The following is a 9,306-nucleotide window of genomic DNA, read 5'->3' on the forward strand; positions in this document are numbered from 1 at the left end:
CTGTCGGGGCCGCGGTCGGTCATGGTGATGAGCATGTCCGTCAGCATGGCGCCCAGCTGGGGTTCAAGCTTCGGGTCCTTGAGGAAAAGTCCAACGATGCCACACATGGATTCGTCTCCTTCACATGGTTGCCGATGACGCTAGCACCGTCTTTTGAACCTATCAACTGGTAAGAAACATTTTTCACCTGTCGGGAAAATCCGGCCCGGACCGTGGTTTTTCTTGACAGACTGTCGCGGGTGGCTTTCCCATAAGAAAACTTTTTTGCCGTGCAGGGAAAGACGTCGGGGCCGCGTCGCACGGATCACATAAGAGCCCAAGGGAGGAAAACTGTGGGAGACCTTAATCAGCGGATTGAGGCGATGCACAAACGTGACGTGCTGGTGGCATGGGCGTTTGTCGTCGGCCTGTGGTTCGCGGTGATCTTCGTCGCGATCGCCACCTGGGACCTGGCACCGTCCAGCGGCGCGCGCACGCTTCTGCTGATCGGCGGGGCCGTCGTACTGATCTTCAACACCGCCGCCATCCTGGCGATGCTGCGCCATTACCGCGAGGATCGCGACTTCATGTATGGCATCGACATCAAGTTCCTCGATGAAGCCAGAGGCAGGAGGAGCTGACGATGGCGCATTATCAACCCCCGAAACAGGGCAAGGCCAGCCAGCTGTTCGACGTGATCGTGCTGGTGGTCCTGACCGTCGGAGCGCTGTTCATCCCGCTGTGGCTGAACATGGCCGGCGCCGCGAAGACCGTGGCCGCGCCCGTCGCCAACGCCACCTGGGAGGCGCTTGGCCAGAATGCGGCGCAGGCCGCCAAGTACGAGGCGCTCGGCTACACCCCCGAGACCGCCCATGACCTCATCCTCGCCCGCTTCGACTATTCCTTCTCGGTCGGCGCGCTTCTGGTGATGGTCGCGGTCATCCTGCTCTATTACTTCCTGATCCTGCGGTTCTCCGAAGTGGAGTATCGCGAGGTCATTTCCGAGAAATTTGGGGAGTAAGCCGCCATGGATCTGTGGAGCTATCTTGAATACGGCGCCTGGGGCTTGGCTGCGCTCCTGGGCCTGCACATGCTGGTCGACTGGCTGAAGACCGATTCGACCTTTTCCGAAGATGTCCTGACCTCCTCGCGTGAAGGCGAGCTTGAGGCCATGGCCGAAGAACACAAGGTGCATTGATGGCCGATGTAGACATCACCTCGCAAACCATGGACGGCATGGGGCCGCACGGCACCAAGGTCGGCCTGCTGCGCGTCCTCGGCCCAGCCCACGTCTGGGCACTCGGCGTCGGCATCGTGCTGGTCGGCGAATATATGGGCTGGAACTTCTCGGTCGGGAAGGGCGGCGCCTATGCGGCGCTGATCGCCTGCTGGTTCGCGGGCATCCTCTATTCCTGCGTCGCCATGATCGACTCGGAGGTCACCTCGACCGTCGCTTCGGCCGGGGGCCAGTATACCCAGGCCAAGCACATCATCGGGCCGCTGATGGCGTTCAACGTCGGCCTCTACCTTGTCTTCGCCTACACCATGCTGGAAGCCGCCAACGCGATCACCGCGGGCTATCTCTTCTCCGAGGTGGCACGGATGACCGGCCACACCACCGAGCTGGACCAGCGGCCCTTCATCGTGCTGGTCATCACCTTCCTGGCCTGGCTGAACTATCGCGGGGTGCTGGCGACGCTGACCTTCAACCTGGTCATCACCTCCATCGCCTTCTGCGCGATCATCATCCTGTTCCTGTCCACCTCGGGCGTCCTGGGCGGCGGGATCATGGAGCATGCCGCGCTCTTCGAGGGCCACGAACTGCCCTACGGCTGGATCGGCGTGCTGGCGGCGATGCACTTCGGCCTCTGGTACTATCTGGGGATCGAGGGCACGACCCAGGCCGCCGAAGAAGTGCGGTCCCCCGCCCGCTCGCTGCCCTTCGGGACGCTGGCCGGGATCATGACGCTGCTCATCGCTGCAACGCTGACCTGGTATATCTGCTCGGGCGTCCTGCCTTGGGAGTTCCTGGGCGACGGCGTCAACGGCGCGGTGGCGCCGCTGTTCTCGACCGCACAGCTGGCCGGGTCGCAGGGGCTGGTCTGGCTTCTGGGCTTCGGCACGCTCTTCGCCACGCTGGCCAGCGCCAACGGCTGCATCAACGATGCCTCGCGGGCCTGGTTCGCGATGGGTCGCGACAAGTACCTGCCTGGCTGGTTCGGCGCGGTTCACCCGAAATACCGCACCCCCTACCGCTCCATCGTGTTCCTGGTCCCGATCGCGCTGATCTTCGCCCTCGGCGCGCCTTTGGACCAGGTGATCACCTTCTCGATCCTCTCGGGCCTGCTGGGCTATACCTTCATGCCGCTCAACATCATCCTGTTCCGGCGGAAATGGCCGCTGGACACGATCAAGCGCGGATATGAGCACCCGTTCCACCCGATCCCGGCCTTCACGCTTCTGGGGATCTGCGGGGTCACTTTCTTCGCGGTGTTCCTGGGCTACGGGACGCAGCTGGTGGCGATGATCGGCTTCTACATCGTGGTGTCGCTCTGGTTCCACTTCTGGCGTTATCGCTTCGTGAACCGGGGGGCGCAGTTCACCATGCCCTGGCCGAAACCGCGGGGCTACTGAAGGTACAGCGGCCCGCCCTGCACAAGGGCGGGCCTTTTCCCATGTCCCCACTCATTCCACTCGGCCTCGCCTTCGCCGCCCTCGGCCTCTGGCTCGCCCTCCGCCTTCATCGCGAAACCCGCATCCGCGCCGCCACCCGCGCCGGATATTTCGACGCCGTGAAACCGCTGTTCGAAGGCGGCGAGGCGCGGCTGCAACCCACCGGCTTTCCCCGGATGACCGGACGTCGCGGCGGGCTGGCCTTCGATCTGCAGGCCGTGCCCGACACGCTGACCTTCCGCAAGCTGCCCGCGCTCTGGGTCATGATCACTTTGCCCGAACCCCTGCCCATGCAAGCCACGCTCGACCTAATGGCCCGGCCTTCCGGCAACGAGCCCTTCACCCGATTCGCTGCGCTGCGGCAGTCACTGCCCACCCCGCCCGGCCTGCCGGTCGAGGTCGCGGTGCGCAGCGACGATGCCACCCGCATCCCGCCGCCCGACCTGATCGCCCGCCATGCCGACCTGTTCCAGGACCCTCGCGTGAAGGAACTGGTCCTGTCGCCCAAAGGCGTTCGTATCGTGATCCTGGCCGAGGAAGCCGACCGCGGTCGCTTCCTGATCTTCCGCGAGGCCGAAATGGGCCGCACCCCGCTGTCCCCCAACCGGCTTCAGCCGCTGCTCACCAGGCTGGCCGGGCTGCGCGACGATATCCTGACGCTGACGAAAGACCCCGCATGAAGCCGCCGCTGAACCCCCATCTCGTGCTTGCCGTGGCCGTGGTCCTGCCCGGCATGGGACAGGTCCTGAACCGCCAGCCGGTCCGCGGGCTGGTCTTCGTCTGCTTCGCGATCCTCTTGGGCGCCTTCACCCTGAAGACCGCCGCGCCGGAAGTCTCCTTTGTCGGCAAGATGGCGGGCGGGCTGTTCGTCTGGGCGATGGCGGTGCTCGACGCCTACAAGGTCGCCCGCATCCGCCGCGCAGTCTGGGCTCACGCGAACGCTCCTCGGTGACACCGCCCCTCGTCGCCGCGAGGAGAAGTCGAAGACACGCGACGAGCTAGTCCCGCCAGAGCGACCCGAGCATCTCCTTCAGCGCCGCCAGTGCCTCGACCCCGTCCTCGCAAGCAGGCCCGACCCTGACCGCGACCGTCGCCGCAAAACCATAGGCCGCGCGCTTTTCCTCGCGGATCGTCACCTCGAACCCCTTTGGTCCCGCGACGACCGCCTCGATGGCGTCCTCCGCCCCGAAGGTCTCGTCGCTCGCCTCGAACCAGACCGGCCCGCCGCGCAGATCCTGCCGGAACAGCACATAGCCCTCGTCCGCATCCTCGCCCGCGGCGAAGCCCACGAAAAGCTGGCCCTCGTCCTCGACGACCGAGCCATAGGCCGCCTTCACCGTGATATCTGCCATTTCCCGTCCCTCAATACCACTTGGCGACCGGCGGCAGGCTCATCAGCACCGCATTCGCGTCATGCCCGGTCTCAAGCCCGAACTTGGTGCCCCGGTCATAGACCAGGTTGTATTCGGCGTAGAGCCCGCGATGCAGAAGCTGAACCTCGCGGTCGGCCTCGCTCCAGGGGGTCGCGACGCGGCGTTCCGTCACCGGCAGGAAGGCGGGCAGGAAAGCCTCGCCCACCGCGCGGGTGAAGGCGAAGTCGCGGTGCCAGTCGCCGGTGTTCAGGTCGTCGAAGAAGATGCCCCCCACCCCCCGCGCCCGGCCACGATGGGGCACGAAGAAATACTCGTCCGCCCAGACCTTGAACTTCGGATAGTAGTCCGGGGAATGCGCATCGCAGGCCGCCTGCATCCCGGCATGGAAATGCGCGGTGTCCTCGGCATATTCGATGCAAGGATTCAGGTCCGCCCCGCCGCCGAACCACCAGGCCCCGGGCGTCCAGAACATGCGGGTGTTCATGTGGACGGCGGGCGCGTGCGGATTGACCATATGCGCGACCAGGCTGATCCCGCTGGCCCAGAAGCGCGGGTCGCGGTCCATGCCCGGCACCCCCCGCGCCGCCATCGCCTTCTGCGCCTTTTCGCCCAACTGCCCATGCACCTCCGACCAGTTGACCCCGACCTTCTCGAAGACCTCGCCGCCACGCATCACGCTCATGATTCCGCCCCCCCCCTCGGCGCGGGAGGTCGGCGTCACCTCGAACCGGCCGGGCCGGCCCTTGGCGAAACGGTCCTCCAGCCCCTCGAAGGCGGCGACGATCCGGTCGCGCAGGCTGCGGAACCATGCGGCAGCAACGGCGTTGCGGCTGTCGGTGGGATCGGTCATGGTCATGTCCTCGGATGCTGGCATCCAAATGCCTAGCATCCCCGCGCGGCGCTTTCCACCGCATGAGGAGGAACCGATGAAACGGCTGAGTTTTCTGGCATTTGCCGCCCTCGCCGCCTGCGGCACCCCGCAGGAACAGTGCATCAACCAGAACACGCGCGATCTGCGCACGGTCGACCGGCTGATCAAGGAGTCCGAAGGCAACCTGAAGCGCGGCTATGCCTATGAGACGATCACCGTCTACGAGGAATACTGGCGGTCCTGCCCCGGTCCCCGCACCGCCCCGGGCCAGCCCCCGTCGCCACCGCGCATGTGCCTTGACCGTCGGCCGGAACTTGAGCAGCGGCCCAAGGCCATCGACCTTAAGGAAGAGGCGCGGACGCTGGCCAGCCTGAAAGAGAAGCGGAAGGGTCTGGCGCGTCAGGCCGAGAAGGTCATCGCTGCCTGCAAGGCCCAATACCCGGAATGATCAATGGGCCGGGGCCCTGACCGCGTCGAGAAGGCCCCGCCCGCCGTCGATCGTCAGCACCTGGCCGGTGACGAAGCCCGCCGCATCCGAGGCGAGGAACTGCACCGCCTCGGCCAGTTCTGCCGGGGCGGCGATCCGGCCCAGAGGCGTGGCCCCGGTGATCTCGTCGCGAAAGCCGGGGTTCTCCTTCAGAGCCGCTTGCAGGCTCGCGCTCATCACGCTGCCGAAGGCGACCGCGTTCACCCGGATGCCCTTCGGCGCCAGGGCCACCGCCAGCGAGCGGGTCATCTGGTCGATCGCCGCCGAAGCCATCGAATAGGCCAGAAGCTCGGGCCGCGTCGCCTGCGACGCGATCGAGGACAGGTTGATGATCGAGCCGAACATCGTCCCCTCCTCGACCTCGGCCCGCTGGGCGTGCTGGATCATCCGCTTGGCCGTCATCTGTGACATCCGAAGCGAGGAGAGCACATTGTGCCGCCACAACTCCTCCACCCCGTCCGCCTCGGGGTTCAGAAGCTCCGAGACCGCCATCCGGCGGCTGGCGTTCACCAAGATGTCCACCCGCTCGAAGGCGTCGACGGTGGCCGACAGCAGGTTGGCGATGGTCAGCTTCTCGGTCAAATCGCCCGCGAACATCCGCACCGGCCCCTCGGCGCGGGCCTCTTCGCCGATCTCGTCCTCCAGCCGCCCCTCGTCCATATCGGCGAACATCACATTCGCGCCCTTGTCGAGCAGGTGCCGCGCGATAGCCAGCCCGATGCCCGAGGCCGAGCCGGTGACGATGGCGGTCTTGCCGGAGACGGAGAAGGACATGGGCGGCCTCTACGGTTTGGCCCGAAGCGGATCGCGTCTGGGCTTGATGGCATGGATCACGCGGAAGGCGCCGTCACCGGCAGCCTCCCTGAATTCCAGAAAGCAGTCCGCCAGCACGGCATCATAGGGCAGGTGGCGGTTGGCGACCAACCAGAGGCTGCCGTCGGGCGCTAGCATCCGCCGGGCGGCGCGGATGAAGGCGGCGCCCAGCGCGGGGTCGGCGGCGCGGCCGGTATGGAAAGGCGGGTTCGTCACCACCGCATCCAGCAGCGTCTCGGGCCGCCAGGTCGTGGCATCGGCCCAGTGGAACCGGGCGCGGGGGTCGGGGATGTTGACCCGGGCACAGTCCAGCGCATCGGCTTCGGCCTCCACCAGGTCCAGCTTCTTCACACCGGGCCGCTTGAGGATCTCGGCCGCGAGGAACCCCCATCCCGCCCCCAGATCGGCGACCTTGCCGCCCAGCTTCGCGGGCAGCGCCGAGGCCAGCAGAAGCGACCCCCGGTCCGGCCCGTCCGCCGAAAATGTCCCCGGCAGAGTCTGGAACCCCTCGACCCTGGACGGCTTCGCCCGCCAGTCCGACAGGTCCGCCCCCGCCACGAACGACGCCAGCTTGCCATGCGCCTTCGACAGGCTTTCCGACAGATCCACCCGCTTGCGCAGGTCCTTCAGTGCCGAATCGATCCCGTCGGTCTTCTGCCCGTCGACCGCGATCCAGCCCCCCGGAGCCACCTCCGCCGCCGCCCGGGCGATCAGGTCCCGCGCAGCTTCGCGCGAACGCGGCAGGCAGACGATGGCTGCGGCATAGGGCGCCGATGGCTCGACCAGATAGCGTGCGCCGAAATGGTCATGGTCGGGCTTGAAGCCGGTCAGCACCACCACCCGGCCCTCGGGCAGGGCAGACAGGTCATCGCCGATCCGGGGCCGGTAGACCGCGATCCTACCCGTGGGCGGCAGGCTCAGCGCGCCGGTTTCCAGCGCCAGGGACAGACGGGCAGAACGCATGGGCAGGGCCTCAGGCCCCCAAGCTCCTCGGCAAGGGGCCGCTTCTTACGGCACGCAGGATCATTCCTTTTCCATCGTGCATTGCAGCGGATGCTGGTGGCGACGCGCGAAATCCATCACCTGCGCCACCTTGGTCTCGGCCACCTCGAAACTGAACACGCCGACGACGGCCAGACCCTTCTTGTGCACCGTCAGCATGATCTCGAAGGCCTGGGCATGGTTCAGACCGAAGAAGCGCTCCAGCACATGAACGACAAACTCCATCGGCGTGTAGTCGTCATTCAGGAGCAGCACCTTGTAAAGCGGCGGGCGCTCGGTCTTGGTCTTCGTCTTGGTCAGGACCCGCGTGTCATTCCCCGGGCCATCGGTCTTGTCGGACATGGTCAAAGGGCGGATCGACAAGGGAACCATGCTCCGGGCTGAAGGGATTCGGGGTTGCAACTGACCTCTGAAATATAGCCTCTTTTGCCGGAACGAAAAGAGGGCGGCCATGCTGACCACCATCGGCTTCGATGCAGACGACACACTCTGGCAGAACGAGGCGTTCTTCCGCCTGACCCAAGGGCGCTTTCTGCAGGTGCTGGCCGACCATGCCGCGCCCGATCGTCTGGCCGAACGGCTGGAGGCGGCCGAGCGGCGGAACCTGGCCTATTACGGCTTTGGGGTGAAGGGTTTCACCCTGTCGATGATCGAGACGGCGGTCGAGGTCACGGAAGGCCGCGTCCCTGCCACGGTGATCGCCGACCTCATCGCTTTAGGGCGCGAGTTGCTGGAACATCCGATGGAGCTTCTGCCGCAGGTCCGAACGACGGTGACGGCTCTGGCCAAGGACTACCGCCTGGTCCTGATCACCAAGGGCGACCTTCTGCATCAGGAGAAGAAGCTGGCGCAGTCCGGCCTGGGCGACCTTTTCGACGGGGTCGAGATCGTGTCGGACAAGACAGAGGCGACCTATCGCACCGCCTTTTCCCGGCATGGCACCGGGGCGGATCAGGCGATGATGGTCGGGAATTCGCTGAAGTCCGACGTGATCCCGGCCCTGAACGCGGGGTCCTGGGGCGTGCATGTGCCGCACGAACACGAATGGGCCTTCGAGGCCGCCCTTGCCCCGGCCGACCACCGCCGCTTCCACAGCATCGCGGAAATGGGCGAGTTGCCCGCCTTGGTGAAGCGGCTGCAAAGCACCCCATAACTAGCGGCGCGTGCGGTCTCCAACCCCAAGATATGCCCGGATCGGCGGATTTGTGCTGCGCCCGCGCCACCGCATGAACTATCGCTTGAAAGCCATTGGATTTTTTGGGTTTTCGGATGCCCAGACCTGTGCTAGCCTTCCCGCCGAGGCAGAATAACGGCACCGGAAAATCCGGGCCAGCAGGCAAAGGGTGGGCGACGTGGCATCGCTTCTCGGGCGGATTCTTAACGCTGTTTTCTTGGCATTCATCGTCAGCACCGTTGTGGTGACGTCCCCGCTTCAGGCTGCGCCCTTCGCGGCCATCGTGATGGACGGGCGCACCGGCGAGGTGCTCTACGAAAAGAACGCCGACGCGCGGCTGCACCCGGCGTCGCTGACCAAGATGATGACGCTCTACATCGTCTTCCAGGAAATCGAGGCCGGGCGCCTCTCGCTCGACACCAAGGTGACGGTGACGAAATACGCCGCCTCGCAGCCGCCCTCGCGCCTCGGGCTGAAGCCGGGCCAGACCATCGCGGTGCGCTATCTGATCCGCGCCGCGGCGATCAAATCGGCCAACGATGCAGCGGCGGCGCTCGGCGACCATATCGGCGGCGATCACGAGACCTTCGCCAAACGCATGACCCGGACGGCGCGGCAGCTGGGGATGGCCAATACCACCTTCAAGAACGCCAACGGCCTGACCGCCGAGGGCCACCTGTCGACCGCCCGCGACATGAACACGCTCGGCCGCCATCTGTTCTACGATTTCCCGCAATACTACCACATCTTCTCGCGCCGGACGGCGGATGCGGGGATCGCGCAGGTGGCGAACACCAACACCCGCTTCCTCGACAGCTACGAAGGCGCGGACGGGATCAAGACGGGCTATACCGGCCCCGCCGGGTTCAACCTGACCGCCTCGGCGCATCGCGGCAACAAGCACATCATCGCGACGGTCTTCGGCGGCACCTCG

Annotated in this window: 14 protein-coding genes and 1 pseudogene; 9 read left to right on the forward strand and 6 right to left on the reverse strand. The window is 65.9% G+C overall.

Annotated elements, in window-relative coordinates; genetic code table 11:
* Positions 1–107: pseudogene (locus V7Q39_RS16335) on the reverse strand (glutamine amidotransferase); the annotation flags it as partial.
* A 255-nt stretch (positions 108–362) separates the two neighbouring features.
* Here V7Q39_RS16335 and V7Q39_RS16340 point away from each other — a divergent pair.
* The 6 genes from V7Q39_RS16340 to V7Q39_RS16365 are packed head-to-tail and all read left to right on the forward strand — an operon-like array spanning position 363 to position 3,604.
* Positions 363–620, forward strand: a complete 258-nt coding sequence (locus V7Q39_RS16340; protein ID WP_333817677.1) for a hypothetical protein — start codon at positions 363–365, stop codon at positions 618–620.
* 2 nt (positions 621–622) lie between these two features.
* Complete coding sequence (locus V7Q39_RS16345) at positions 623–1,000, forward strand: hypothetical protein (protein ID WP_333817678.1); 378 nt, start codon at positions 623–625, stop codon at positions 998–1,000.
* A 6-nt stretch (positions 1,001–1,006) separates the two neighbouring features.
* Positions 1,007–1,177, forward strand: a complete 171-nt coding sequence (locus V7Q39_RS16350) for a hypothetical protein (protein ID WP_333817679.1) — start codon at positions 1,007–1,009, stop codon at positions 1,175–1,177.
* Positions 1,177–2,613 (forward strand): APC family permease, encoded by a 1,437-nt coding sequence (locus V7Q39_RS16355; protein WP_333817680.1) that lies wholly within the window; start codon positions 1,177–1,179, stop codon positions 2,611–2,613. Before V7Q39_RS16350 ends, V7Q39_RS16355 begins: the two co-directional genes overlap by 1 nt.
* Positions 2,614–2,654: 41 nt before the next feature.
* Positions 2,655–3,332 carry a hypothetical protein gene (locus V7Q39_RS16360; protein ID WP_333817681.1) on the forward strand — a complete coding sequence of 226 codons (678 nt, stop codon included), beginning with the start codon at positions 2,655–2,657 and terminating at the stop codon, positions 3,330–3,332.
* Positions 3,329–3,604 carry a hypothetical protein gene (locus V7Q39_RS16365; RefSeq protein ID WP_333817682.1) on the forward strand — a complete coding sequence of 92 codons (276 nt, stop codon included), beginning with the start codon at positions 3,329–3,331 and terminating at the stop codon, positions 3,602–3,604. Before V7Q39_RS16360 ends, V7Q39_RS16365 begins: the two co-directional genes overlap by 4 nt.
* 46 nt (positions 3,605–3,650) lie before the next feature.
* On the opposite strand, the gene V7Q39_RS16370 is transcribed toward V7Q39_RS16365, so the two are convergent.
* Complete coding sequence (locus V7Q39_RS16370) at positions 3,651–4,004, reverse strand: hypothetical protein (RefSeq protein ID WP_333817683.1); 354 nt, start codon at positions 4,002–4,004, stop codon at positions 3,651–3,653.
* 10 nt (positions 4,005–4,014) lie between these two features.
* Entirely contained in the window at positions 4,015–4,875 is an 861-nt protein-coding gene (hemF, locus tag V7Q39_RS16375; RefSeq protein WP_333817684.1) for an oxygen-dependent coproporphyrinogen oxidase, read from the reverse strand.
* Between the two features lie 76 nt (positions 4,876–4,951).
* Here hemF and V7Q39_RS16380 point away from each other — a divergent pair, with 76 nt between their 5' ends.
* On the forward strand, positions 4,952–5,344 hold the full coding sequence (locus V7Q39_RS16380) for a hypothetical protein (RefSeq protein WP_333817685.1): 393 nt from the start codon (positions 4,952–4,954) through the stop codon (positions 5,342–5,344).
* Here V7Q39_RS16380 and V7Q39_RS16385 read toward each other — a convergent pair whose 3' ends face one another.
* The 3 genes from V7Q39_RS16385 to clpS are packed head-to-tail and all read right to left on the reverse strand — an operon-like array spanning position 5,345 to position 7,540.
* Positions 5,345–6,157, reverse strand: a complete 813-nt coding sequence (locus tag V7Q39_RS16385; RefSeq protein WP_333817686.1) for an SDR family NAD(P)-dependent oxidoreductase — start codon at positions 6,155–6,157, stop codon at positions 5,345–5,347. It lies immediately after the preceding gene.
* A 9-nt stretch (positions 6,158–6,166) separates the two neighbouring features.
* Positions 6,167–7,159 carry a class I SAM-dependent methyltransferase gene (locus V7Q39_RS16390; protein ID WP_333817687.1) on the reverse strand — a complete coding sequence of 331 codons (993 nt, stop codon included), beginning with the start codon at positions 7,157–7,159 and terminating at the stop codon, positions 6,167–6,169.
* 60 nt (positions 7,160–7,219) lie between these two features.
* Positions 7,220–7,540 carry an ATP-dependent Clp protease adapter ClpS gene (gene clpS / locus V7Q39_RS16395; RefSeq protein ID WP_333817688.1) on the reverse strand — a complete coding sequence of 107 codons (321 nt, stop codon included), beginning with the start codon at positions 7,538–7,540 and terminating at the stop codon, positions 7,220–7,222.
* A gap of 109 nt (positions 7,541–7,649) precedes the next feature.
* On the opposite strand from clpS, the gene V7Q39_RS16400 reads away from it, so the two are divergent.
* The gene (locus V7Q39_RS16400; protein WP_333817689.1) at positions 7,650–8,351 is read left to right on the forward strand and encodes an HAD family hydrolase; all 702 of its coding nucleotides are present in this window, start codon (positions 7,650–7,652) and stop codon (positions 8,349–8,351) included.
* 265 nt (positions 8,352–8,616) lie between these two features.
* Positions 8,617–9,306 (forward strand): D-alanyl-D-alanine carboxypeptidase family protein (locus V7Q39_RS16405; protein ID WP_443082534.1); only part of this gene is annotated, 690 nt, incomplete at its 3' end.

Origin of the sequence: Tabrizicola sp. (assembly GCF_036781545.1) — a bacterium.
In the GTDB taxonomy this organism is placed as follows: Bacteria; Pseudomonadota; Alphaproteobacteria; order Rhodobacterales; family Rhodobacteraceae; genus Tabrizicola.

Coding starts and splice junctions, on each gene's coding strand:
- V7Q39_RS16340 (WP_333817677.1), top strand. CDS start 363: ATGCACAAACGTGACGTGCTGGTGGCATGGGCGTTTGTCGTCGGCCTG.
- V7Q39_RS16345 (WP_333817678.1), top strand. CDS start 623: ATGGCGCATTATCAACCCCCGAAACAGGGCAAGGCCAGCCAGCTGTTC.
- V7Q39_RS16350 (WP_333817679.1), top strand. CDS start 1,007: ATGGATCTGTGGAGCTATCTTGAATACGGCGCCTGGGGCTTGGCTGCG.
- V7Q39_RS16355 (WP_333817680.1), top strand. CDS start 1,177: ATGGCCGATGTAGACATCACCTCGCAAACCATGGACGGCATGGGGCCG.
- V7Q39_RS16360 (WP_333817681.1), top strand. CDS start 2,655: ATGTCCCCACTCATTCCACTCGGCCTCGCCTTCGCCGCCCTCGGCCTC.
- V7Q39_RS16365 (WP_333817682.1), top strand. CDS start 3,329: ATGAAGCCGCCGCTGAACCCCCATCTCGTGCTTGCCGTGGCCGTGGTC.
- V7Q39_RS16370 (WP_333817683.1), bottom strand. CDS start 4,004: ATGGCAGATATCACGGTGAAGGCGGCCTATGGCTCGGTCGTCGAGGAC.
- hemF (WP_333817684.1), bottom strand. CDS start 4,875: ATGACCGATCCCACCGACAGCCGCAACGCCGTTGCTGCCGCATGGTTC.
- V7Q39_RS16380 (WP_333817685.1), top strand. CDS start 4,952: ATGAAACGGCTGAGTTTTCTGGCATTTGCCGCCCTCGCCGCCTGCGGC.
- V7Q39_RS16385 (WP_333817686.1), bottom strand. CDS start 6,157: ATGTCCTTCTCCGTCTCCGGCAAGACCGCCATCGTCACCGGCTCGGCC.
- V7Q39_RS16390 (WP_333817687.1), bottom strand. CDS start 7,159: ATGCGTTCTGCCCGTCTGTCCCTGGCGCTGGAAACCGGCGCGCTGAGC.
- clpS (WP_333817688.1), bottom strand. CDS start 7,540: ATGTCCGACAAGACCGATGGCCCGGGGAATGACACGCGGGTCCTGACC.
- V7Q39_RS16400 (WP_333817689.1), top strand. CDS start 7,650: ATGCTGACCACCATCGGCTTCGATGCAGACGACACACTCTGGCAGAAC.